This is a genomic window from Methylobacterium sp. E-065 (genome assembly GCF_022829605.1).
Lineage (GTDB): Bacteria > Pseudomonadota > Alphaproteobacteria > Rhizobiales > Beijerinckiaceae > Methylobacterium.
The window spans coordinates 1-24608 of record NZ_JAKSYD010000100.1 but is presented as its reverse complement, the minus strand read 5'-3'; the positions used below and the strand labels follow the sequence as shown (position 1 = coordinate 24608).

Here is a 24608-nt window from a genome sequence, read left to right as displayed (position 1 = left end):
CCGACCTGCAGAAGAAGGTTTTCACGATGGCTGAAACCATGAAGGCGCTCGTGCTGGAGGCGCATGGTGATATCGACACGCTGAAGGTGGTGGCCGACTATCCGAAGCCGTCCCCCGGCGCGGGCGAAGTCGTCATCCGGGTCGGCGCGTCCTCGTTCAACTACCATGACGTGTTCACCGTGAAGGGCATGCCCGGCATCAAGGTGCCGATGCCGGTGGTCATCGGCCTCGACATGGCCGGGCAGATCGTCGAGCTGGGCGAAGGCGTTGCGGATTGGCACGTCGGCGACCGGGTGCTGGTCAACCCGCTCAACCGGGCCAAGGGCCTGATGGGTGAGATGCTCGACGGCGGCATGGCCGAGTATTGCCGGGTCTCGACGAGCCAGCTGATCGCGATGCCGCCGGACGTGAGCTACGCGGATGCCGCCTCCCTGCCGGTGGCCTACGGCACGGCCCACCGCATGCTGATCACCCACAACACGGTGAAGGCCGGCGACACGGTCCTGATCCTCGGCGCGAGCGGCGGTGTTGGGACGGGCTGCGTGATGCTGGCCAAGCAGCTCGGCGCCGAGGTGATCGCCTGCGCGGGCAGCGAAGAGAAGATGGCGGCGCTCAAGGCGCTCGGGGCCGACCACGTCGTCAACTACCGCGAGACCGACTTCTCCAAATGGGCGATCCAGCACTACGGCAAGCCCCAGCGCCGGACCTACGAGGGCGGCGTCGACGTGGTGATCAACTTCACCGGCGGCGACACCTGGGTGCCCTCGCTCAAATGCCTGAAGCGCGGCGGCACGCTGCTCGTCTGCGGCGCGACCGCCGGGCACGATCCAAAGGAGGATCTCCGCTACATCTGGAGCTTCGAGCTCAAGGTGATCGGCTCCAACAGCTTCTACGACGACGACCTGTCGGCCCTGATGGAGATGATCCAAGCCGGCACGCTGAAGCCGACCATCGACAAGCTCCTGACCCTCGAAGAGGCCGCCGAAGGCTTGCGGATGATCCGCGACCGCGAGGTCATGGGCAAGATCGTCGTCACCCCCTGACGCCCGCCCGGGATCACGCCTTCGGCTGCGGTACCGCCGCCTCGCACCGCGGGGCTTTCCCCTCTCCCTTGCGGGGAGGTCAGGGGTGGGGGTGGTGCAGAAGGCACCGCAGCGCCCCATCCTGAGCCACCCCCACCTCAAACTCCTCCCCACAAGGGGGGAGGAGCGTCCTGCCCGAGGAGATCCCGAAGCCATGTCCGACACCCCCCTCAGCAAGGAGCAGGTCGAGGCGCTGCTGCTGCGCGGCCCGTTCCACCAGTGGCTCGGTCTCTCCGTGGTCGCCGTCGGCGAGGGCACGATCGAGTTGAAGGCGCAGTGGCGGCCGGAATGGGTCGTCAATGCCGAGCGCGGCTACGTGCACGGCGGCATCCTGGCGACCCTCGTCGATCTCACCGCCGACTGGGCGCTGGTCTCCAAGACCGGTCGGGGCGTTCCGACTGTCGACCTGCGCGTCGATTACCACCGCGCCGCGATGCAGGGCGACCTCACCTGCCGCGGCACGGTGGTGAAGTTCGGCAACCAGCTCTCGGTGGCCGAGGCCCAGATCCTCGACGATTCAGGTCGCCTGCTCGCGAGCGGGCGCGGCGTCTACATGACAGCGCCGGCCAAATGAGCGGGCCGCACCCCGCCGCCCCGGCGGACGGGGCCCTCGACCATGTGGTGATCAACGTGCTGCGGCGGATGGACGAGGCGGCGGACCTGTTCGCTGCCCTCGGCTTCCGGCTTACGCCCCGCGGCCACCACTCGCTCGGCTCCATCAACCACCTGATGATGACGCCGGGCCCCTACCTGGAACTCGTCGGCGTGCCCGAAAGCGGCGCGCAGCGACAGGACGTTCTGGACAGCCCGTTCGGCCTGAACGGGCTCGTGGTGGCAAGCCGGGACGCGGACGCGACCCAAGCCCGCCTTGCCGCTCTGGGGCTCGCGGCCGGCCCACCCGTCGCCTTCTCGCGTCCGGTGATAGTCGATGGGCACGAGGAAGCGGCCCGGTTCCGCACGGTGCGGGTTCCGGCACACTTGTTTCCAGCGGGTCGCCTCTACCATTGCGAGCACCTGACCCCGGATCTCGTCTGGCGCCCAGAATGGCTCGACCATCCGAACGGCTTTTCGGGCATCGACGCGCTGACGATCGAGAGCCCGGCACCGGAGGTTGACGCCCCTCTCTACGCGGCCGCGAGCGGCGCGCCGGCCGAGGCCGCGGGCGGCGTCTGGACCCTGCGGCTCGGGACGACGCGGATCGCGATCGTGCCGGGGCCGGCGGCCCGCTTCGCCACTTTGGCGTTGCGCTTCCGCGGCCTCGATGCCCTTGAGGCCCGCGCGACTGCCCTCCCAGCGGCAACGTGGGTCCGGCACGGGCCGGACAAGGCCGAGCTGACGCTGCCGGCCTTCGGCCTTCAACTCCCGTGCAGGGCAGCCCCATGATGCGCCCGGCCACCGATGCGACCAATCTCGGCGACCTCGTCGACCGGTCCGGGCCGCCGGACAAGCCACTGATCATCGGCGTCGCCCCCGATGGCGAGCCCGTGGTGATGACCCGCGCCGACCTCGACGCCCGAGCCAACGCCTTCGCGCGCGGCCTCGCCCGTGGCGGGATCGCCCGCGGGACACGAATCGCGATCCTCGCGGCCAATCGGCCCGACACCATCGCGGCGCTTCTCGGCGCGATGCGGGCCGGCGTGGTCCCGGTCCCGGTCAATCACAAGTTTCCGTCGGCCACGATCGCCGCCGTGCTCGACGATTGCGGCGCACAGCTCGTGCTCTGCGACGGCCCGCGTCGGGCGATGCTGGCGGGGCTCGGTCTCAACATTCACGTCGCCGTGTTCGATGAGGGCGGGCCAGCCGGTTTTGCGGCCTGGCTCGATCCCGGGCCCTTCGTACCGATCGTGCCCGAGCCCGACGAGGCGGCTCTGTTCCTCTACACGTCCGGCTCCACGGGCCGACCGAAGGGCGTGCGGCTGAGCCATGCCAGCCATCTCTGGGTGGCCCGGACGCGCGCCGCGGAGACGAAGCTGCGCGACGACCGACTGCTCGTGGCGGCGCCGCTCTATCACATGAACGCTCTGGCCCTGGCGCTCCTGGTCTGCGCGGCCGGCGCAACGATGGTTCTGCTGCCGCAATTCGAGGCCCGGGCCTACATCGCGGCGATCGACCGATACCGCTGCACGTGGCTCACCGCCGTGCCGCCGATGATCGCCATGATGCTGCGGGAGCCGGATCTCCTCGCGGAGGCCGACCTCACCAGCGTGCGCACGGTTCGAATGGGATCGGCGCCGGTCAACGACGCCCTGGCCGGGCAGATCCGCGCCCTCCTGCCGAACGCCCGCATCCTCAATGCCTACGGCACCACCGAGGGCGGCCCGGTCGTGTTCGGCGACCATCCGGACGGCCTGCCGACGCCGGTCGCGTCGGTCGGCGCGCCGCATCTCCAGGTCGCATTGCGCCTCCTCGGGCCGGACGCCCCGGAGATCGGCATCCTGCAGGTGCGCAGCCCCGCGATCATGCTCGGCTACCACAACCGGCCGGACGTGCCGGTGCCGATCACGGCGGACGGCTTCTACGACACCGGCGACGTTTTTCGCCGCGACGCGGACGGGTTCTACTATTTCGTCGGCCGGACCGACGACATGTTCGTCTCCGGCGGCGAGAACATTTTTCCCGGCGAGGTCGAGATCGTGCTGGAGCGCCACCCCGCGGTGCTCCAAGCCTGCGTGGTGCCCGTGGACGACGCCATCAAGGGCACCAAGCCCGTCGCCTTCGTGGTCCGCCGGCCCGGCGCCCTTGTCGACGAGGCCGCCCTCAAGGCGCACGCACTCGCCCACGCGCCGGCCTACCAGCATCCCCGCCGGGTCTGGTTCGTCGACGCGCTCCCGCTCGCCTCGACCAACAAGATCGACCGCGCGGCCCTGCGCCGGCGCGCCGAGCAGGCCGTCAGAACGGCCTGACGAGGCCACCGGACGCGGAAACCATCAAGGGGCGATCGACTGAGCCGATAGGGCGGAGCGCGCCGCGGACACTCCGCCGGCGATACGTCGCGCGCATCCGTGACCGCGACCGGCACGCTCGCACCGGAGCCACCCCTGCAGCGGAAATCCGGATCGGCGATAGAACAGCCGCGCGTGCGGGTGATTATCGAACCGATGGCGGCCGCGTTCCGGCCGCCGGATGGCTGCGTTGCCGAGGAGTCATGATCGCGCAATCCGCATCGAACCTTCTGCGCCGGCCCGGCCCGCCGGCGCCCGTATCCCACATCGATCCCCCGCGCGCTTCGGACCCGCGCTTCTCCGAGGCCGTTCCGCACCATGCGCGCCTGGTTTCGCTCTACGACCAAGCCACGTTCGGCGAAGGCCCGACTTGGTGGCCGGCCCGGGACATCTTGGTGTGGTCGGACATCGAAGGCCGTCGCGTGCTCGGTTGGCATACGGATGGCTGCGTGCGCGTCGTCATCGACGCGACGCCCTTCATCAACGGCAACGCCGTCGACCGGAACGGCGACCTGATCCATTGCGAGCATGGGAATCGCCGCCTGTCCCGGACGACTCCGGATGGCCGATACGGCGCCCTGGTCGAAACCTACGAGGGGCGCCGCTTCAACGCGCCGAACGACGTCATCTGCGCCGCCGACGGCGCCCTCTGGTTCAGCGATCCGGGATACGGTTTGCGTCAACCCAAACAAGGGGTGCTGGCAGAACCCGACCTCGACCATCGCAGCGTCTACCGCTACGATCCGACTTCGGGGATCGTGCGCCGCATGGCCGATCTCGGCCAGCCGAACGGGCTGGCCTTCGCACCGGATGGCCGCACCCTCTATGTCAGCGACACCTCGCGCACGGAAGGCGCCGACGGCCACACGATCTACGCCTTCCCGGTCGAAGACGATCAGACCCTCGGCGCGCCGTCCGTCTTCGCCACGGTCGAGCCCGGAGTGCCCGACGGCTTCTGCGTGGATCGCCGTGGCTGGATCTGGACGAGTTCAGAGGCCGGGGTGCAGGTCTTTTCGGCGGAGGGACATCGGCTCGGGCTGATCCCAACGCCGCAGGTCTGCTCGAACTGCTGCTTTGGCCCGGACGAGGCCCGCCTGTTCATCACGTCGAAGGAACATCTCTACGCCCTCGATCTCGCGCCGGGATGAGGCGTTTGGTCGATTGCCGCGATCCGATCCCGACGGGTTGATCCGCGATCGTCGTCTGGACTTCGAGATCGCAACGAAGGACCTCTACCACCAGCCGGCCCGCATCTCGGGTGCCGGGTCACGGCGCGCGATCGGGGGATGCAATGAGCGATCGAGGGCGGCCATGACCCGGCGTACCGCCTCCTCGTAGCGCGCCGAGACCGGATCGCGCGGGCGCGGCAAATCAATCGCGACGGTCTCTTCGAGCCGGCCCGGCTTCGGCCGCATCACCACGACCCGGTCGGCCAGCGTCACGGCCTCACCCACGTCATGCGTGACGATCAGGATCGTGGGTTTCGATGCGGCCCAGAGATCGAGCAGCTGCTCATGCAGGCCGCGGCGCGTGAAGGCATCGAGCGCGGAGAAAGGTTCGTCGAGCAACAGCACCCGTGGTCGCGGGACGAACGCCCGGGCGATGGCCACGCGTTGCTGCTGACCGCCGGACAACTCCCGTGGCCAGCGCCGGCCATGCTCCGCCAGACCGACCCGCTCCAGGGCTTCGGTCACACGCGCCCGGTTCTCCGATCGCCCGAGACCGCCCAGACCGAAGCCGACATTATCGGCGACGGTCAGCCAGGGCAGCAGCCGCGGTTCCTGGAAAACGACGCCGACACGGGGATGCGGCTCAAGGATCGTCTCGCCATCGACCGCCACGGCCCCGGCGCTGCCACGATCGAGTCCCGCAATCAGCCGGAGCAAGGTCGTCTTGCCGCAACCGGATCCGCCGATCAGCGCGACGATCTCGCCTGGCGCGGCCGACAGGCCGATGTTCGAAAGCGCCTGCGTGCCGTCCGCATAGGTCTTCGAGAGGGAATCGACGATCAGCACAGGCAACCCTGGAACGAGCGGGACATCTCAGCGTGCCAGACGCCACCACCTTGGCGCTCGGCCTTCACAGGCTTTCCCGCACCGTATCCTGCCAGCGCGTCAAGGGGCGCGTCAGCACGACAAAGAGCGTGTCGGCCAGCTTCCCGGCCAGCGCGAAGGCGATGATGGCGGCCAGGATCTGATCGGGCTTGCCGAGTTGCTGGCCATCGACGAGCAGGTAGCCGAGGCCCTCGGAGGCCCCCATGAGTTCGGCCGCGACCACGAACAGGAAGCCGAGCCCGAGGCCGGTGCGCAGCCCGACCAGCGTCGCGGGCAGTACTGCAGGGAGCAGGATGCGCCGGGCCATGGCGAGGCGCGACAACCGATAGATCCGCCCGACCTCGACGAGTTTGCGGTCGACCGAGCCGATCGCTCCGGACACGCCGACATAGACGGGAAAGAACACCCCGACGGCAATCAGCAGAATCTTCGGCGTCTCCAAGATGCCGAACCAGAGGATGAAAAGCGGGACCCAGGCGAGCGACGGAACCGCGCGCAGCGCCTGCAGGCTCGGATCGCAGATCCGGCGCACCAGCGGCAGCATCGCGACCGCGGTGCCCATCAGGATCCCGGCGGCGGCACCCCCGAGGAAACCGAGGCCGGCCCGGATCAGCGTCGCTTCGACGTGGGACAGGAGATCGCCCGACGCGGCGAGTTCAAAAAGCGTGGCGCCGATCCGGCTCGGCGGCGGCAAAAGGCGCCCGGATGCCGCACCGGTATCGACCGCGATCTCCCATCCGACCGCGAGGGCTATCGGGAGCGCGAGCGCGAGACCGACCCCGAGACCGAAGCGGCCACCCTGCCGCAACACCGGCATCCCCGCCTCAACGGGCGGCGACGGGATTGAAGCGCGAGTCGAGCAGAGCATCGACCGCGGCGGCGACATCCGTATTAGACGGGATCACGCCGGCCTGCTGAAGGGCAAGGCCAGCCGCTTTGATCGCTTCCGCCTGGGCCGACCCGATCGTCGGCTGCGACAGGTCGGTGCGCTCCAACTGGCGAGCGATCACCGGTTCGGGAAGCTTGGTTGCGGCGACCAGGGATGCGCTGAGCGCCTGCGGGTTGGCCAGCGCGTAGGCGCGGGCGCGCTCGTAGGCCGCGATGACCACTTGTACGAGATCAGGATGGGCCTGCGCGAACGCCTCGCGCACATCGAGCAGGCCCCAAGTGTTGGCCGCCGCGTCGCGGTAGAACAGCACGTCGCCGTTCTCGATCTCGGCCGCGGCCATCATCGGGTCGAGCCCCGCCCAGGCGTCGACGTCCCCGCGATCGAGGGCGGTTCGGCCATCCGCATGCTGGAGCAGGACGAGCTTGGCGTCCTTCTCGGTCAGGCCTGCACCCTGGAGCGCGCGAATGAGGAAGATGTGCGGATCGGTACCCCGGGTGACGGCGACGCGTTTCCCTTTCAAGTCGGCGGGCTTGGCGATGCCGGTGTCCTTACGGGTGACGAGGGCCGTCCATTCCGGGCGCGAGAAGGCGTAGATCGCGCGGATCGGATTGCCGTTGATCCGCGCCACGAGGGCCGCGGCGCCCGCCGCCGAGCCGACGTCGATCGCGCCGGCATTCAGGTACTCGAGCGCCTTGTTGGATCCGAGCGATTGGACCCAGCGGACCTTGATACCCTTCGGCGCCAGTGCCTCCTCCAGAAAACCCTTCTCCTTCAGGAGCAGGCCGACCGGATTGTAGGTCGCCCAATCGAGGCGGATCTCCTTCGGATCCTCGGCGCGGGCCATCTGCCCGAACGACCCCGGCAGGGTCGCCAGGGCGAGGCCGGCGGCCAGGACGAGTCGGCGGGTTGCGGACATCAACGATACCTTGAGAAGCACCGCCCTGCGGAAACGGCGGCTATGGGAGAGCTCAGGAAAGGATCTGGCGGTCAAGTCAATCAGCGGGGCATTCCAAAGATCGCGCGCCTCAACTGCGCGATCCGGGTGTCGTCGCGACGCGGACAGGGAATTGCGGCGTGGCGGGCGGCCCGGATCGCAATCGCCGGAGATGATGTTCTCATCACCACCCGTCGACCCGCCATGGGCTAGATATTCCAAGTACTTTCTGGCGGGCGATTTGAATCAAAAGGATGATGCCGCCAATTCTACACCATATCCGGTAATTTATACGTCTCTTGATCTCGCAATCAAAAATTTTATTGTTACCGCCATCACAACTGTCGACGCGCGATCCGTCGGCAAATGCGCCCGAAGACAGAGGGCGGAAAAGTGGTTTGCTCCCGCAAAGGCTCGATCCGCAACGTCCTTCTGCATGCACCACAATATTTGGAAGACCTTTTCGTTGGATCGTCCGGATTTCGTTGGGAGGATCGCGGCTTCCTCAAGGAGGCCACGCGCGGCGTCCCACCGATCATGCCGCAAATCCCCGCCGCAGCCGTTACCGCTCCACGATTGGATGTTGTCGGCGGCAGCGCCTGAACTAACGGAAAACCGATTTTCCAGTCGCTGGCTTGGTAGCCTTCGAAGCGGACGATCCCGACTTGCCCGCCGCCCGGAAACGACTCATGTCGAAGCCCAAAATCCATGACGACAGCGAGCGGGAGAACATCGATCGTTTCAAACAGAGGAACACGGAAACGATGCTCCTCAAACAGGTTGAAATTCGATATTTGCTACTCTTGCACGAAGTGCTGTGTTTCGGGATACGAAGAAGAACGCTTATCTTCAAGACGACTTCAAAAAGTGCATACCGTGCCTGCATCGACCCGTCGTGTATTTCTGTCCGGCGCCGTGGCCTTGAGCCTCGGACCGGCACGTGCAGCAGTGGCGCCGCTGCGGGTCGTGGCCTCGTCCGTTCCACACGTGGAAATCCTCGATTTTGTCGCGGACAAGCTCGCTGCCGACCTCCCTTTGAAGATCATTGAGATCTCGGGCGATCTTCGTCCGAACGCCCTGCTGCGGGACGGCGACGCCGACGCCAACTTCTTCCAGCACGTGCCCTTCCTTCGCACCGAAGAGGCCGCCATGGGGGTGCACTTCGCGGTCGTCGCGGCGGTGCATATCGAACCGCTCGGATTGTACAGCCGCCGCGTCAAGGCGCTCGATGCCCTGCCGACCGGCGGTCTCGTCTCCCTGTCGAACACCGTTTCGAACACCAATCGCGGACTGTTGCTGCTGCAGGCCAACGGGTTGATCCGGCTGCGCACGAAGGACGCGGGTGCACTCGCAACCCTTGATGACGTCATCGAGAATCCGAAGAAACTCCGGTTCGTCGAGATCGCGCCACCGCAACTACCGCGCTCCCTCGATGACGTTGCCCTCGCGGTGATCAACGGAAATTACGCGTTGGAAGCGGGGCTGGAGCCGGCGCGGGATGCGCTCGCGCTCGAACGCGCCGAGGGCAACCCGTATGCGAACGTCCTCGTCACGACCGAGGGCCTGGCGAAGGATCCCCGCGTGCTGCGCCTCGGGACGTTGCTGACTTCGGCCGAAGTCGCGGCATTCATCCGCACCCGCTACCGCGGCTCGGTCCTTCCGGTCCGCCCGTCCTGAGCGACGCGGCCGCCGCACTGAGTTCGAACCCTCGACATCCTGCCGTGTCTCACCTGAGCCGGTCGACCGGAGTCCACGACCGATGCGCTTTCTGAAGACCGTCGCCCTCGCCCTGTTGTGCCTGGGCACGATAGCGGCAGAGGCCGAGACCTTGAGGATCGGAACCGTGCCGGGCGCCTACAGCGATGCGCTCAACGCCGTCGCCAAGGAAGCCAAGGCGCAGGACATCGAGCTGAAGGTGATCGAGTTCAGCGACTGGACGACGCCGAACGTCGCCCTTGATGCCGGCGATATCGACCTGAACTTCTTCCAGCATCGGCCCTTCCTGGAGAACGCCGCGAAGCAGAAGGGCTACCGGTTCGACATCGTCGGGCTCGGCATCCTGCAGAATATCGGGCTGTTTTCGCTCAGGCATAAGAGCCTGGATCAGATACCGGCGGGCGGAAAGGTCGCCATCGCCAACGATCCGGTGAATCAGGGGCGCGCCCTTCTGCTCCTCCAGAAAGCCGGCCTCATCAAGCTCAAGGACGGCGTCGGCTTCCTCGGCACCGTCGATGACATCACCGAGAACCCGAAGAAGCTGACCTTCACCGAGGTCGAGGGACCGCAGCTCGTGCGGATCACCGGCGATGTCGATCTCGCGCAAGGCTATCCGCATTTCATCGTCGCCGCCGGCGCCTTCGATCCGACGAGCGGTCTGATCTATTCCGGAATCGAGGACAAGCTGTTCGCGGTGAGCTTCGTCGCCAAAGCGTCGCGCAAGGAGGATCCGACGATCAGGAAATTCGTCGCTCTCTTCCAGAACTCCGAGGCCGTGAGGCAGCAGATCCACACCTCCTTCGCCGGCAGCGACAAGTTGTATCTGCTCGCATGGCGGAATTGACCATGGCGGTCCTGGCTCTGGACAGTCTCGGGACGGCACGCCCGGCCCAACGGGAAACGGCAGGTCCCGATGCGATCCCGCTCATCCGGGTCGAAGCAGGCTTGCGCGGCACCGTGCGGTTCGAGAATGTTTCGAAGACATACCGCTCTGCGGCTGGCGAGGTCTTCGCGCTCGACGACGTCTGCCTCGACATCGCGTGTGGCGCGATCTTCGGCATCATCGGCCGTTCCGGCGCCGGGAAATCGACCCTGCTGCGCACCGTCAACCGACTGGAGCGGCCGACATCGGGCCGGGTGCTGGTCGATGGCGAACCGATCGCCGCTCTGGGGACCGACGGCCTCGTGGCCCTGCGCCGCCGCATCGGCATGATCTTCCAGCACTTCAACCTGCTCTCGGCCAAGACCGTCCGCCAGAACGTGGCGCTGCCGCTCACGGTGGCGGGGGTCGGCAAGGCGGAGATCGCCCACCGGGTGGAGGAGGCGCTGCGCCTCGTCGGCCTTGAGGACAAGGCTGAGACCTATCCGTCCCGCCTGTCGGGCGGGCAGAAGCAGCGCGTCGGCATCGCCCGCGCCCTGGTGAGCGACCCGGAGATCCTGCTCTGTGACGAGGCGACCTCGGCGCTTGACCCGGAAACCACCGTGTCGATCCTGAGCCTGCTGCGCGACATCAACCGGCGGCTCGGTCTCACCATCATCCTCATCACCCACGAGATGAGCGTGATCCGCGAGATCTGCACTAACGTCGTGGTGCTGGAGGCGGGCCGGATCGCCGAGTCCGGGCCGGTCTGGCGGGTTCTCGGCACGCCGGAGCACCCGGCGACGCGGGCGCTGCTCGCCCCCCTGACCCGCGACCTGCCGGAGGATCTGGCGGGACGGCTCACGCCCTACCCGACACCCGGCAGCAGGGCCGTGTTGCGGATCACCTATTCCGGGCGGACACCGCCCGACCTGTCGACTCTTGTCGCGGCCACGGGCGGGCCCGTGCACCTGCTGCAGGCCGGCATCGAGCGGATCCAGGGGCACGCGGTCGGCCACCTGCTCATCGCCGCCGCCGGCACCGAGGCAGAGGTCCGGCTGAGGGCCATCGGGGAAACCGTCGAAAGGATCGGCTATGTCGCCGCAGATGATTGACCGACTCTGGCAGGCGGCGTTCGACACCCTGTTCATGGTCGGCGTGTCCGCGGCGATCGCCTTTCTCGCCGGCATTCCCCTCGCGCTGTTCCTCGTCACCTCCGAGCCCGGCGGGATCTTTCCGGCGCCGCGGGCCAACCGTCTCGTCGGCATGGTGGTGAACGGTTTCCGCGCCGTGCCCTTCATCGTGCTACTCGTAGCGCTGATTCCGTTCACCCGGCTCGTCGTCGGCACCACCATCGGGGTCTGGGCCGCGATCGTCCCCCTCGCCGTGAGCGCGACGCCGTTCTTCGCGCGGATCGCCGAGGTCTCGCTACGGCAGGTCGATCCCGGGCTGATCGAGGCCGCGCAATCCATCGGCTGCCGCCGCCGCCACATCCTCCTCCACGTGCTTTTGCCCGAGGCCCTGCCGGGGATCGTCGGCGGCTTCACCATCACGGTCGTATCGATGATCGGCGCTTCGGCGGTGGCCGGCGCGGTCGGTGCGGGCGGACTCGGTGACGTCGCCATCCGCTACGGCTACCAGCGCTTCGACACGACGGTGATGTCCGTGGTGATCGCGATGCTGATCGTCCTGGTGTGCCTCGTGCAGATCGCCGGCGACAGCGTGGTGCGCAGGCTCCGGGCGCGATGACGGCCCCCCGCAAGCAGATCCGTCTCAACGCGTTCAACATGAACTGCGTCGGACACATCCACCACGGCCTGTGGACCCACCCGCGCGACCAATCCAGCGCCTACAAAACGCTGCGCTATTGGACCGATCAGGCGCAGCTTCTGGAACGCGGACTATTCGACGGAATGTTCATCGCCGACATCCTCGGCGTCTACGACATCTACGGCGGCGGCATCGACGTGACCGCGCGGGAGGCCGTGCAAGTGCCGGTCAATGACCCAACGCTGATCGTCCCGGCCATGGCGGCGGTGACGGAGCATCTGGGCTTCGGCGTCACCGTCAACGTCTTCGCGGAGGCGCCCTACACCTTCGCCCGGCGGTTCTCGACCCTCGACCACCTCACCGACGGCCGGGTCGGCTGGAACATCGTCACCGGCTACCTCGAAAGCGCCCATCGCGGCCGGGGCGAAACGCTCCCGGCCCATGATCGCCGCTACGATTACGCCGACGAGTATCTGGAGGTGCTCTACAAGCTCTGGGAGGGAAGCTGGGACGATGCGGCGGTGCGCCGTGACCGCGCAGCACGCGTCTTCAGCGGTCCGGCGAAGATCCGGCCGGTTTCTCATCGCGGCGAGTTCCTGGCGGTCGAGGGAACCCATCTCTGCGAGCCCTCACTCCAGCGGACGCCCGTCCTTTACCAAGCGGGCGCCTCCGGCCGTGGCCGTGCCTTCGCGGGTCGGCACGCCGAATGCGTGTTCATCTCGGCCCGGGACAAGCCGTCCGCCCGAGAGGCCGTGCGCGCCATCCGCGCTGAGGCCACCGCGGCCGGACGCGACCCGCAGGACGTGAAGATGTTCATCGGCATCGCGGTCATCCCCGGCCGTACCCGCGCGGAGGCCGAGGATAAGCGCGCCGAATACATGCGCTACGCCAGCGCCGAGGCCGGGCTCGCGCATTTCTCGGCCTCTACAGGCATCGACTTCGCCCGCTACGGCCTCGACGAGCCGATCCCCTATGGTCCCGGTAACGCGATCCAGTCGGCGACGGCAGCAGCGGCGAAACGTGGGCTGACCAAGCGCGACCTCCTGGCGGAACTTGGCCTGGGCGGGCGCTACGCCGTGTTGACCGGCGACGCCGTTTCCGTCGCCGATGAGCTGCAATCTTGGGTCGAAGAAGGCGAGGTGGACGGCTTCAATCTCAGCCGGATCGTCATGCCGGAGAGCTTTTCGGACTTCATCGACCTCGTGATCCCCGAACTTCAGGATCGCGGCCTCTACAAGACCGCGTATGCGCCCGGATCGCTTCGGCGGAAGCTGTTCGGCGCGGGCGACCGCCCCCCTGAGCGCCACGCTGCCCATGCTTTCCGGAACATGGTCGGGCTTTGACGTCCGACGCGATGAACGCTCGAATAAAGACTATTCGATTTTGTCGGATCGAAATCCGACGCTGAGCGGCCATTGCATGCGAGAACGGCATGTCCGGTCAGCTGGGTGACGGCGCAAACCTGTAGCCCTCGCCCCACCGTATCGCTGCAGCGCGTATCTACCGCTCCGCCCTCAGACGCGGAGCGCGCGGAGAGCCCTGCCACGCTGCGGCCGAGGAAGGCGTGCCCTTCCGGGAAACCGTAACGGCAATCGGTCGCCAGTTTGGCGCCAGCCAAATCGCCGACTCATCGGGAGGCGGAAGCGCCTTTTTGCCGGCTAGCGAAAGGGGGTCGCGAACAGTAGCCCGGCCTACATCACACGGTCGGTGATGGTCTGAGCATAGGGCACCGAGTTCCGAAACGAGGGCCGCTGCTCCAGGCGGTCGCTGAAGGCAGCTAGGTTCGGATAGAGATCCCGCCAGGGCAATTCGGCGAAGCGCACCGACAGATAGCCGACCGCCGTGCCGGCCGCGATGTCGCCGAGGCCGAAGCGGTCACCCACCGCCCATTCGCGATCGCCGACAAGGCGCGCGATCTCGGCCAGGCCGCCCTCGATCTTGCGGCGTTGGCGCGCCAACCAGGAGGCACTCGCGTGCTCGCCGCGTTGGCGCTCGAAGAAGGTGAGCACCAAGGCATCGCAGATACCGTCGCACAGAACCTCGAGCTTGCGCGCCGCGAGCGACCCGAGGACATCGTCGGGCAGCATCGGCGTCCCGGGGTGCATGAGTTCGAGGTATTGCAGGATGTAGCTCGACTCGTAGACGCTGCCGCCATCGGGCAGCAGCAACACGGGCAGCTTCTCCAGCGGATTGTGGAGCGGCAGACTTGTCGTGGAATCCCACGGCACCTCGGTCAGCAGTTCGAAGGGCAGTCCCTTCTCGACGAGAGCGATGCGTACCTTGCGGGCGTAGGGGCTCGGGGTCGCGCTGATCAGCTTGAACATCGTCGAGTCCCTAAAAACTATTCGGCCGGCACAGTTTCGAAACGCGCGCGATCGGTGGCGCCCTGACGGCTGCGGTCGAGGCGCGAGACCAGCCAGCAGGTCGCGAAGGCCAGCGGCAAGGTCACGAGGGCCGGTGGATCGAGCGGAAAGAGCGGGGCGGCGTGCCCCAGGACCTTCACCCAAACCGCCGGTCCGAGCACCGTGAGGACCAGCGCACTGACCAAGCCGGCTGTCCCGCCAGCGACGGCGCCGAGCGTGGTCAGGCCGCGCCAGTACAGCGCGAGGATCAGAACCGGGAAGGTCGACGAGCAGGCGACCGCGAAGGCGAGGCTGACCATGTAGGCGACGTTCTGGCCCTTGAAGGCGATGCCCAGGCCGATCGCCACGAGGCCCAGGACCAAAGTTGCGATGCGCGAGACCTGTACCTCCCGGCGCTCGTCGACGCGCCCACGCCGGAACACGCTGGCGTACAGATCGTGGCTGACCGCGCTGGCTCCGGCGAGCGTCAGCCCGGCCACGACCGCCAGGATGGTGGCGAAGGCCACAGCCGAGACGAAGCCCATCATGGCGTCCCCTCCTACGGCGTGGCTGAGGTGAATCGCCGCCATGTTGCCGCCGCCCCGCAGCATCCCGGCCGCATCGACATAGGCCGGATTGCCGGCGGTCAGCGCCACGGCACCGAAGCCGAGCAGAAAGATCAGGGCGAAGAAGGCGTTCATGAAGGTTGCCGCCCAGAACACCGAAAGGCGCGCGGCGCGGGCATCCGGCACGGTGAAGAAGCGCATGAGGATGTGCGGCAGACCCGCCGTGCCCAGCATCAGTGCGAGACCCAGGGAGAAGGCCGAAAGCGGATCCTTGGCCGGAAACTGCGGCGCGAGGATCGCCGCGCCTTTCGGATGAACGGCGGCAGCCCGCGCCAAAAGGGCATTGAGGTCGAAGCCGAAGCGGGCGAGCAGCAGGCCGGCGATGGTAAAGCCGGCGATCAGAAGCAGCACTGCCTTGACGATCTGCACCCAGGTCGTCGCCACCATGCCGCCAAACATGACATAGCAGACCATCAGCACGCCGACGACGAACTCGGCGTAGAGATAATCGAGGCCGAACAGCAGCTGGATCAGCTGACCGGCGCCGACCATCTGGGCGATGAGGTAGAACGCCACCACAACGAGGGAGGCGCAGGCCGCGAACACACGGATCGGACGCTCGGCGAGGCGGGTGCAGACCACGTCGGTGAAGGTGAAGCGTCCAAGCCGCCGCAGCTTCTCAGCCAGCAGGAACACCACGATCGGCATGCCGGTGGTGTAGCCCACCGCGTAGATCAAGCCGTCGAAGCCGTTGGCAACGACGAGGCCTGTCAGACCCAGAAAGGCGCCGGCCGACATGAAGTCGCCCGCGATGGCAAGGCCGTTCTGAAAACCGGTGATGCGTCCGCCCGCGGCGTAAAAATCCTGCGCCGAGTGGGTGCGCCGCGCGGCCCACCATGTGATCCAAAGGGTGAGCGCCACGAAGACAAGGAAGAGGCCGATCGCCACGAGGTTCATTCCGCGCGTCCCGATTCAGGAGCGGGCGCAGAAGACCCGCGCCTCGGCACGGTTCGCGACTACGACGTAGAGGCCGGTGAGGACGACCCCGAGGCCGATCACGCCAAGTCCCAGGACGAAGGCGGCGTTGACGCTGCCACCCGGGACGAGAGGCGCGGCGCTCCAGGCCGGCGCGAAGGCGCAGAGCCCGATGAAGCCGAAGAACGCAACGGCGAGCAGACCCATTAGGAAGAGCCCGAGACCGAGCGGCTCGGTAGCGGAGGCAGAGGATTCAGGGCTCACAGCAGGTCTCGGTTCATTCATCGCCCCGAGTGGTTCGCACGGCCCATGCCAGTCCTGATTCTCGAGCTCTGCGGTTCGACGCACGCCTGATCCGGAGGGACGGCTCATCAAAACGGCCAAGCTGCCGCCATCGGACCGGCAAGGGCGGGGATAACGCGACCTACGCCGCAGTCGCCCCGCATCGATGGTCGGCACCGGTGACCACAGGTGATCGGTTGGATGGCCGCTTGACGGTGGCCCCAGCGGCTTGCTCGGATGGCAGCGCTTTGTTTCGTCAGGCTTTTCAGTACATCGCCGGGTCCGGGCTATCGCTCGGATGCATCATGGTCTTAATCATGGACGCGTTTATCGGGAAGTTGAGATTGATCCCGCGCGGCGGGATCGGCTTGGTGAACCACTTGTCGTAGAGCGCCTTGCCCTCCGGGCTGACGTACAGCTTGGCGGTGGCGACATCCGCTACCTTCTTGAACGCCGGATCGTCCTTGCGCACCATGATCCCGTAGGGCTCCGGACGGGAGAGAGCGTCCGACGAGATCCGATAGGCGTCCGGCTCCTTCGAAGATGCAATCAGCGAGGCGAGTAGGACGTCGTCCATGACGTAGGCAGCCGCGCGACCGTTCTCGACCATCAACCACGCCTCGCCGTGGTCCTTGGCCTGCAGAACCGTCATCCCGAGGCTTCTGGCGGTGTTGATCTCAAGGGTCTGTACGATGTTCGTCGAGCCCGGGATCGACACGACAGTCTTGCCTTTCAGATCGTCGATCTTGTCGATCTGCGCCGAATTCTTCGAGGCGAACCGCGTCGCGGTGAGGAAGTGGGTGTTCGTGAACCAGACTTGCTTCTGCCGGTCCACGTTATTCGTGGTCGAGCCGCACTCGAGGTCGATCGTGCCGTTGGCCATCAGCGGGATCCGCGTGGAGGCAGTCACGGGAACCAGCTTGACCGCCAGTTTCGGAAGCTTGAGTTCGGCTTTGACCACGTCCGTGATCGCGTAACAGATGTCCATCGCGAACCCGATCGGCTTCTGATCACCGTCGAGATAAGAAAAGGGGATCGACGCATCCCGATAGCCGATGGCGATCTCACCGCTCTCCTTCACCTTCTTCAGCGTACCGGTGAATTCTTCGGCCACGGCGGCGTTTGGACCGAGGAGCAGGATCGTCGACAGGATCAGCCAGGACTTGCGCAACATGACGGTCCTCCAGCGGCACAGGGAGCCACGCTTCCGGGCGGTTCGGAAGCGGACATCGTGTCCGCGCCGATGCGGCCCGGCAACGGGTGCGCAACCCACGGCAATTTCCGCGCCGGTCCCGACATTGAGCTTCGGAGGACAAATCCCGCCGATGACGAACCAGCTCAGGCTCGCTCTACGGATATGCTTGTTCCGCCGCGGTGATGTCCGAATCAAATCCGCCGGATATTGGTGAACAGCGGCAGACCAACCTGCATCCCGTCGAGGTCGGCCCGGTAGGCCGTCGGCTGGAGGTAGGAACCCAGCGGCAGGAACGGGACGTCCTCGAAAGCCTGGATCTGCATCTTCCGCGCGATGTCGAGCCGCTGGGCTTGGTCTGCCGTGTCGATCCAGGCTTGACGCTGCTGCTCAAGCTGCGCGTCGGTCGGCCAGCCGTTCCAGCCCTTCAGCCCGGTACCGCGCAGCAGCAGGTGGCCCGCCGGGTTCAGCATGTCGTAGCCGCCCCAGAACGAGCCAAACACGTTCCAGCCGCCCGCGTCGATCGGCTGCTGGCGCGTGGCGCGCTGCACCACGGTGCCCCAATCGGTGGCGACCTCGTCGACGTTCAGGCCGAGCTGTCGCATCATCGCGACGCCGACGCTGCAGATCGCGTTGATACGCGGGACGTCCGTCGCCGACAGGAACACGACGCGTTCGCCCTTGTAGCCGGCTGCGGCGATGTCGCGCTTGAGTTGGGCGATATCGTGCGTCCCGTTCAGGGCCTCCATGCCGGCATCGTTGGCCATGGGCAGGCCGGCGGGTCCGAAAACCCCGACCCGGGTATCCACGGCGGCGTTGTCACCGGCGACAGCCTGCATGAACTCGGCCTGATTGACGGCGCGGAGCACGGCGCGGCGGATCGCCGGGTTGTCGAAGGGCGGATAGAGGAAATTGAAGCGCAGGACGCCGATCAGCCCCTTATCCTCCACGACCTGCAACTTGATCGCCCTGTTCGTGCGCAGGCTCGGCACGAGATCCATCAGCGGTTGCTCGACCCAATCGACCTCGCCAGCCTGCAAGGCGGCGATCTGCGTGCCCGGGTCCGGATTGGTCAGCCACTCGACGCGGTCGAAATGGGCGATGCGGGGGCCGGCGCAAAAACTCGGCGGTCCGTCGGTCCGGGGTACATAGCCCTCGAAGCGGCGGTACACATTGCGCGCGCCCGACACGCGCTCGTCGGCGACGAAGCGAAAAGGGCCCGAGCCGACCATCTCGGTCAGCCGGGTGGTGGGCGGTGTCGCGGCCAGCCGCTCCGGCATGATGGCCGCCATAAGGTTCGTTGGCTTGGCGAGGGCGTTCGGCAGGAGCGGGAACGCGCGCTTAAGGCGAAACTCGACCACCGTGTCGGAGGGCGCCGAGAGTTCGTCGGTGGCCGCCATCAGTGCCTGGCCGAAGGGATCGGTGCTCGCCCATCGCTTGAGGCTGGCGACGACATCCCGTCCGAGAACGGGGGTGCGATCGTGGAACCTCAACCCGTCGCGAAGGGTCAGGCGCACGCGCCGGCCACCGTCCTCGACGCTCTCGCCTCCGACCATCTGCGGCCGAGGCACACCGGCGGCGTCAAGGGCATAGAGGGTGTCGAACACCATCATTACGTGGTTGCGGGTGACGAAAGCGCTGACCAACGGATCGAGCAAGGCGAGGTCGGCGTAGGGGACGAACTTGAGCGTCGTGGCGGCCTGCGCACGCACGAGGCTTGGTGCGGCGATAAGGAAGGCAGTCACGCCAGCAAGTACATCGCGTCGCCTCATCGAGCGTCTCCAACCGCTTGGATGGCGTCCATCGTGCAGGTGGCATGCCAGAGGGCGCGACGGCGAACTTGGCGATCGCCGGATCAACACCGTGCCTATGGATGCACCTTGGCCCGATTGTGCAGAAGGTTGAGAATCAAAGCCGTCCAGCCTGTCTGATGAGAGGCGCCGAGTCCGCGACCGGTGTCGCCGTCGAAGAATTCGTGGAACAGGAGAGCCTCCTCAGCCCCTGGGGCCGTCGGGATCGGCGCGCGGTCGCCGCGGTACGGCCGGCCGCCGGACTCGTCCTTGCTGAAGAGGGCAATCAGCCGATCCTGGAGCGCGTCAGCGATCGCAGCCAGTGTACGCGTCTCACCCGAGCCGGTCGGAAATTCCACGCGGAAGTCGTCACCGTAATAGGTGTGGAAGCGGCGCAAGGCCTCGATGATCAGGTAGTTCATCGGCATCCACACGGGCCCGCGCCAGTTGGAGTTGCCCCCGAACATGTTCGATGTGGAGTCGGCCGGATCGTAGCGAACCGTGAAAGAGGCGCCGAACTCGTTCAGGGAATAGGGCTGGTCGCGATGCGCCTTTGACAGCGAGCGGATGCCGAACGGCGAGAGGAACTCCGCCTCGTCGAGCATCCGCCGCAGCAACGCCTTCATTCGATGACCGCGCAGCAGCGACAATAACTTGCGGTCTTTGACCCCGCCCTCGTCCCATCGCGAGACGAGGCGGGCGAGATGCGGGCGGTTCTCCAGCAGCCAGTTCAAACGTCGCGCGAAATCCGGCAGGCGCTGAAGCACGGAGGGCTCGATCACCTCGACGGCGAAGAGCGGCACCAGCCCGACCATGGAGCGGACCCGCAGCGGGAGCAGCCCCGCGCCGGGGATATCGACCTCGTCATAGTAGAATTCGTCGTCTTCGTCCCAGAGCCCGAACCCCTCGCCGCCCATGTCCGTCATGGCTTCGGCGATGAGGAGGAAGTGCTCGAAGAACTTCGAGGCGGTGCTCTCGTACACGTCGTTGTGGAGCGCGAGTTCGAGGGCGATCCGCATCATGTTGAGGGCATACAGCGCCATCCAGGCGGTGCCGTCGGCCTGATGCACCATGCCGAAGCCCGGCGGCGGCCGAGACCGGTCGAACACGCCGACATTGTCGAGGCCGAGGAAGCCGCCCTGGAAGACGTTGCGGCCACCCGCATCCTTGCGGTTCACCCACCATGTGAAATTGATCAGCAGCTTGTGAAAGACGCCTTCGAGGAAGGCGAGATCACCGCGGCCGCCGCGGCGGCTGCGGTCGATCTCGAACACCCGATAGGTCGCCCAGGCATGGACCGGCGGGTTGGTGTCGGAGAACTCCCATTCATAGGCCGGGAGCTGGCCGTTGGGGTGCATGTACCATTCGCGCGTCAGCAGCAGGAGCTGCTTCTTGGCGAAGTCCGGATCGAGCAACGCCAGCGGCAGGCAGTGGAAGGCGAGATCCCACGCGGCGAACCACGGGTATTCCCACTTGTCCGGCATCGACAGCACGTCGGAGGCCGCGAAGTGCCGCCAGTGGATGTTACGTCCGCCGTCGCGCTCCCGGGGCGGCACCGGCTGCAGCGGATCGCCCTTGAGCCAGACCTGCACGTCGTAGGCGTAGAGCTGTTTCGACCAGATCAGCCCCGCGGCGGCCTGCCGGAAGATCGCGCGGGCATCCGGATCAGCGATCCCATCCTGAAGGTCGGCGTAGAAGGCATCGGCCTCGGCGACGCGCAGGTCGCGCACGCCGCTGTCGAGATCGAGCGGGCGCGTCCGCGTCCCAGCCGAGAGCCGCAGGCGGATTCGCGTCGTTTCGCCCGGCTCCAGGCGGCTCGCGTAGTGGAGGCCGAGCTTGGTGCCGGTGTCGTGCCGGATCGCGGAGGCGTCGCCGTCAACGATCGCCGCGTGGAGACCGTCCTTGAACGGGCCTTCGGCGTCCGGCTGCCCGGCGTGGCACTGCAGGTTCGTCTCGTTCTCGCAGAATAGCACCTCCGGTTGCCCCTCGAAGGCCAGCCGATAGCGGCCGAGGCGGGGATGCTCGCAGGCGATGCCGCCCTCGGGATGGCACTCAATCCGCGGGCGCGGGCCATTCTCACGCCACGACCATGTGTTGCGGAACCAGAGCTGCGGCACGAGGTGGAGATCGGCGGCCTCCGAGCCGCGGTTCGTCGCGGAAACGACGACGTGGATGTCGTCGACATCCGCCTTGGCGTATTCGACCGTTACGTCGAAGAAGCGATTGGTCTCGAAGATCCCCGTGTCATCGATCTCGAATTCCGGGACCTCGCGGCTGCGTTGCAAGCCTTCGCGCGCGAGATCGTCGTACGGATAGGCCGCCTGCGGATAGCGGTAGAGGAACTTGAGGTAGGCGTGGCTCGGGACCGCGTCGAGGTAGTGGTAGTGCTCCTTGACGTCTTCGCCGTGATTGCCCTGTTCGTTGGTCAGGCCGAAGAGGCGCTCCTTCAGAATACGATCGCGGCCGTTCCAGAGGCTCAGGGCGAAGCAGAGCAGGCCGCGTTCGTCGCAGATACCGGCAAGCCCATCCTCGCCCCATCGATAGGCGCGCGAGCGCGCATCCTCGTGGGTCAGCGAGCGCCACGCATTGCCGTCGCGGCTGTAATCCTCGCGCACGGTGCCCCATTGCCGCTCGCTGAGATACGGCCCCCAGAGCGACCAGGGCCGCTCGCCGCGCGCCTGCTCGGCGATCCGGCGGCGCTCCGCCCAATCGATCGCGTCGCTCACGCCCGCCCCTTTCGCGAGTAAGCCGCAGAGGCAGGACGATGAACAGGGCTTGGCCGAACGACGATGTGATGCAGTTGGTGGTAGATCATGGACGTCCAAGCCGACAGCGATCCGGTGACGCCGCAATGCATCATCGAAGCCAAGCGTCGCGGATGGGATACCGGGAGCGAGATGCGCGTTGCGGCCCGGATGGTGTGCATCTCGGACGGCGCCCATCGACGTGCGGCCGGCCGGGGCAGCCGGCGGGTCGTCGCGGCCCGGACGATCGCCTTGCTGGACGCCGCCGTCGCGACGCCGCAACCGATGTGCGATCAGCCGCGTCCCGCTCGAGCCGCTCCGGCTCAGCCGTGTCGCGGGTGGTGCCGTCGCCTCGGGTAAGGACCGATGGGATGCGTCACCGCTCCTGAAAACCGATACAGGTTGCCAAGCGTCGCAGCATCTGTGGTGGCTTGCGGGCAGCGCGCCCCGGCGATGGACACCCTGCGTCGGGCCTCGGCGGCTGGCATAGATCGGCCCCAATGGCGCATCGCGGCGTGCGGCGCGGTGCCGGTGGGACCCGCTTCGTTGATACGGCCCAAGCGAAAGAGAGAGATGGAAAGCGTAACCGTCGTTCTGGCCTTGCTGCTGTCCGTTCTGGTGAGTGGTGCCCTCGGTCGCCTGCTGCCTCTGCCGCTCCCCTTGATTCAGATCGTCATCGGCGTCGCGCTCGCCCTCGGACCGTTGCCCAGCACGTCGCTGGATCCGGAGATCTTCTTCCTCGTCTTCCTGCCACCGCTCCTGTTCCTCGACGGATGGCGCATCCCGAAACGCGACCTGTTCCGTGACGGCAAGGCCGTGCTGGCGCTCGCGCTCGGTCTCGTCGTCCTGACGGTGCTCGGCATCGGAACACTGATCCACGGCATGATCCCCGGTATCCCGCTGGCCGTGGCGTTCGCCCTGGCCGCGGTCCTGTCGCCGACCGATCCGATCGCCGTCTCTTCGGTCGCGGCGCAGGCACCCGTACCGCGGCGGCTGATGCACATCCTCGAGGGCGAGGCGCTCCTGAACGACGCCACCGGCCTCGTCTGCCTGCGCTTTGCCATCGCCGCCGCGCTTACCGGCACCTTCTCACTCCCCGAGGCCGCGACAACCTTCGTCTGGCTGGCACTCGGAGGCGTCGGCATCGGTGCCCTGACGACCTTCGTGCTGATGGGGGCCCAGGACCTCCTGCGGCGGCGCACGGGCGAGGATCCGGGCCTGCAGATCCTGTTCAGCCTGCTCACGCCGTTCGGTGCCTATCTCGCGGCCGAGCACGTGCATGCCTCCGGTATCCTGGCCGCCGTCGCCGCGGGCATCGCCATGACGTATGTCGAGATCCAGGGACGCAGCCTGGGCACCACCCGCGTCCGCCGGACCGCCGTATGGGACACCGTCGCGCTCGCGGCCAACGGCGCGATCTTCGTCCTGCTGGGCGAGCAGTTGCCGGAGGTGTTCGGCCATGCCGTGAAGCAGGCCGACGTGCAGGGGGCGGGCCGGCTCGTCGCCTGGATCCTGATCATCACCGCGGGCCTTATGGCGATCCGGTTCGTCTGGGTCTGGATCTCTCTCCAGTTCATGCTCGCGAAGGCGCGCCGGCGTGGCGACAAGCGCGAAGGACCGACCTGGCGCCTCGTGGCCGCCACCACCTTGGCCGGCGTGAAGGGGGCCATCACCCTGGCGGGCATCCTGACGCTGCCGCTGACCCTCAAGGATGGCACCCCGTTCCCCGCCCGGGACCTCGCGATCCTGCTGGCGATGGGCGTGATTCTGACCTCCCTCGTCCTGGCGAGCACGGTTCTGCCGCCGCTGCTCCGCGGGCTTCGTCTCCCGCCCGAGCCCAGCCACGATGCCGAGGAGGATGCGGCCCGCGCCGCTGCGCGCGACGATGCGGTGAAGGCCATCGAGGCGCTGCAGCATCGCCTCGTGGAAGAGCAGGAGGATGCATCGATCGCCGTCGAGGCCGGCGCCAGAGCCATGGACCGGTACGAGGGTGTCGAAGCGCCGACCTCGGAGCGGCGGAAGGATCTCAGCCGCGCCCGGCAGCTAGCGAACACCGAGAAGCGTTTGCGCCTCGCCGGCATCGAGGCCGAGCGCCAGGCGCTCTACCGCCTGCGACGCTCACAGGTCATCGATGACCTGCTCCTGCGTCGCCTCGTCCGAGAGATCGATCTGATCGAAGCGCGGCTCGTGATCTAGGTGCCGATCGACAGAATCCGGACGCACCCCCGAAGCTGGACGATCCGGGGAGCGCGTTGTAGGCGCTCACAACGGCAGCCGATTGGCTGCGCGGAACGGGAACAGCCCCTTGAGTGAGCAAAGCGGGGTTGGACCACTGACGATCTATCTCGACATCGACGGTGTCGTGACGACGGTCGGCTATCAGCGGCAAGCCGGCAAGGACAGGCTCGATCCGGCACAGGTGGCCCGCGTCGCCGCCCTTGTGCGGGATTTCGACGCCAAGGTGGTCGTCT

Annotated in this window: 20 protein-coding genes and 1 pseudogene; 12 read left to right on the top strand and 9 right to left on the bottom strand. The window is 67.0% G+C overall.

Annotation, left to right across the window (positions count from 1 at the left end; all coding sequences use genetic code 11):
* Positions 1-26: 26 nt before the first annotated feature.
* The 5 genes from MKK84_RS10280 (at position 27) to MKK84_RS10260 (ending at position 5172) form a co-directional block, all read left to right on the top strand.
* A complete protein-coding gene (locus tag MKK84_RS10280) occupies positions 27-1043 on the top strand; it encodes a zinc-binding dehydrogenase (protein ID WP_243919367.1) in 1017 nt (338 codons plus the stop codon).
* A 193-nt stretch (positions 1044-1236) separates the two neighbouring features.
* Positions 1237-1656 (top strand): PaaI family thioesterase, encoded by a 420-nt coding sequence (locus MKK84_RS10275; RefSeq protein WP_243919363.1) that lies wholly within the window; start codon positions 1237-1239, stop codon positions 1654-1656.
* Entirely contained in the window at positions 1653-2465 is an 813-nt protein-coding gene (locus tag MKK84_RS10270) for a VOC family protein (RefSeq protein WP_243919361.1), read from the top strand. The genes MKK84_RS10275 and MKK84_RS10270 overlap by 4 nt, the downstream gene beginning before the upstream one ends.
* Positions 2462-3985 (top strand): class I adenylate-forming enzyme family protein, encoded by a 1524-nt coding sequence (locus tag MKK84_RS10265; protein WP_243919359.1) that lies wholly within the window; start codon positions 2462-2464, stop codon positions 3983-3985. Before MKK84_RS10270 ends, MKK84_RS10265 begins: the two co-directional genes overlap by 4 nt.
* Before the next feature lie 242 nt (positions 3986-4227).
* A complete protein-coding gene (locus MKK84_RS10260) occupies positions 4228-5172 on the top strand; it encodes an SMP-30/gluconolactonase/LRE family protein (protein WP_243919358.1) in 945 nt (314 codons plus the stop codon).
* 84 nt (positions 5173-5256) lie between these two features.
* Here MKK84_RS10260 and MKK84_RS10255 read toward each other — a convergent pair whose 3' ends face one another.
* The 3 genes from MKK84_RS10255 to MKK84_RS10245 all read right to left on the bottom strand — a co-directional run bounded on the left by MKK84_RS10255 (position 5257) and on the right by MKK84_RS10245 (position 7883).
* Positions 5257-6039 carry an ABC transporter ATP-binding protein gene (locus MKK84_RS10255; protein WP_243919663.1) on the bottom strand — a complete coding sequence of 261 codons (783 nt, stop codon included), beginning with the start codon at positions 6037-6039 and terminating at the stop codon, positions 5257-5259.
* Between the two features lie 64 nt (positions 6040-6103).
* On the bottom strand, positions 6104-6895 hold the full coding sequence (locus tag MKK84_RS10250) for an ABC transporter permease (RefSeq protein ID WP_243919354.1): 792 nt from the start codon (positions 6893-6895) through the stop codon (positions 6104-6106).
* A gap of 7 nt (positions 6896-6902) precedes the next feature.
* Positions 6903-7883 carry an aliphatic sulfonate ABC transporter substrate-binding protein gene (locus MKK84_RS10245; protein WP_243919353.1) on the bottom strand — a complete coding sequence of 327 codons (981 nt, stop codon included), beginning with the start codon at positions 7881-7883 and terminating at the stop codon, positions 6903-6905.
* Between the two features lie 384 nt (positions 7884-8267).
* Between MKK84_RS10245 and MKK84_RS10240 the strand changes: the two genes are divergently transcribed.
* From MKK84_RS10240 to MKK84_RS10215, 6 genes are all read left to right on the top strand, one after another.
* Positions 8268-8504, top strand: a complete 237-nt coding sequence (locus tag MKK84_RS10240; protein ID WP_243919352.1) for a hypothetical protein — start codon at positions 8268-8270, stop codon at positions 8502-8504.
* Positions 8505-8816: 312 nt separating this feature from the next.
* A complete protein-coding gene (locus MKK84_RS10235; protein ID WP_243919351.1) occupies positions 8817-9578 on the top strand; it encodes a MetQ/NlpA family ABC transporter substrate-binding protein in 762 nt (253 codons plus the stop codon).
* Between the two features lie 82 nt (positions 9579-9660).
* Positions 9661-10461: a MetQ/NlpA family ABC transporter substrate-binding protein gene (locus MKK84_RS10230; RefSeq protein ID WP_243919349.1), complete on the top strand. Its 801-nt coding sequence runs from the start codon at positions 9661-9663 to the stop codon at positions 10459-10461.
* Between the two features lie 2 nt (positions 10462-10463).
* Positions 10464-11591, top strand: coding sequence for a methionine ABC transporter ATP-binding protein (locus MKK84_RS10225; protein WP_243919346.1), 1128 nt, complete (start codon positions 10464-10466; stop codon positions 11589-11591).
* On the top strand, positions 11572-12225 hold the full coding sequence (locus MKK84_RS10220) for a methionine ABC transporter permease (protein ID WP_243919344.1): 654 nt from the start codon (positions 11572-11574) through the stop codon (positions 12223-12225). The genes MKK84_RS10225 and MKK84_RS10220 overlap by 20 nt, the downstream gene beginning before the upstream one ends.
* A complete protein-coding gene (locus MKK84_RS10215; protein WP_243919342.1) occupies positions 12222-13589 on the top strand; it encodes an LLM class flavin-dependent oxidoreductase in 1368 nt (455 codons plus the stop codon). The genes MKK84_RS10220 and MKK84_RS10215 overlap by 4 nt, the downstream gene beginning before the upstream one ends.
* A gap of 348 nt (positions 13590-13937) precedes the next feature.
* On the opposite strand, the gene MKK84_RS10210 is transcribed toward MKK84_RS10215, so the two are convergent.
* The 6 genes and pseudogenes from MKK84_RS10210 to MKK84_RS10185 form a co-directional block, all read right to left on the bottom strand.
* Positions 13938-14570, bottom strand: coding sequence for a glutathione S-transferase N-terminal domain-containing protein (locus MKK84_RS10210; protein WP_243919340.1), 633 nt, complete (start codon positions 14568-14570; stop codon positions 13938-13940).
* Between the two features lie 17 nt (positions 14571-14587).
* Positions 14588-16114 (bottom strand): annotated as a pseudogene (gene actP, locus MKK84_RS10205) (cation/acetate symporter ActP); the annotation flags it as partial.
* 12 nt (positions 16115-16126) lie between these two features.
* Positions 16127-16393 carry a DUF485 domain-containing protein gene (locus MKK84_RS10200; RefSeq protein WP_243919336.1) on the bottom strand — a complete coding sequence of 89 codons (267 nt, stop codon included), beginning with the start codon at positions 16391-16393 and terminating at the stop codon, positions 16127-16129.
* A 283-nt stretch (positions 16394-16676) separates the two neighbouring features.
* On the bottom strand, positions 16677-17585 hold the full coding sequence (locus MKK84_RS10195; protein WP_243919334.1) for an amino acid ABC transporter substrate-binding protein: 909 nt from the start codon (positions 17583-17585) through the stop codon (positions 16677-16679).
* Positions 17586-17797: 212 nt separating this feature from the next.
* On the bottom strand, positions 17798-19375 hold the full coding sequence (locus MKK84_RS10190; protein ID WP_243919328.1) for an ABC transporter substrate-binding protein: 1578 nt from the start codon (positions 19373-19375) through the stop codon (positions 17798-17800).
* Between the two features lie 95 nt (positions 19376-19470).
* Positions 19471-22119: an MGH1-like glycoside hydrolase domain-containing protein gene (locus MKK84_RS10185; RefSeq protein WP_243919327.1), complete on the bottom strand. Its 2649-nt coding sequence runs from the start codon at positions 22117-22119 to the stop codon at positions 19471-19473.
* A gap of 591 nt (positions 22120-22710) precedes the next feature.
* On the opposite strand from MKK84_RS10185, the gene MKK84_RS10180 reads away from it, so the two are divergent.
* The gene (locus MKK84_RS10180; RefSeq protein ID WP_243919326.1) at positions 22711-24333 is read left to right on the top strand and encodes a Na+/H+ antiporter; all 1623 of its coding nucleotides are present in this window, start codon (positions 22711-22713) and stop codon (positions 24331-24333) included.
* The last annotated feature ends 275 nt before the right edge of the window (positions 24334-24608 follow it).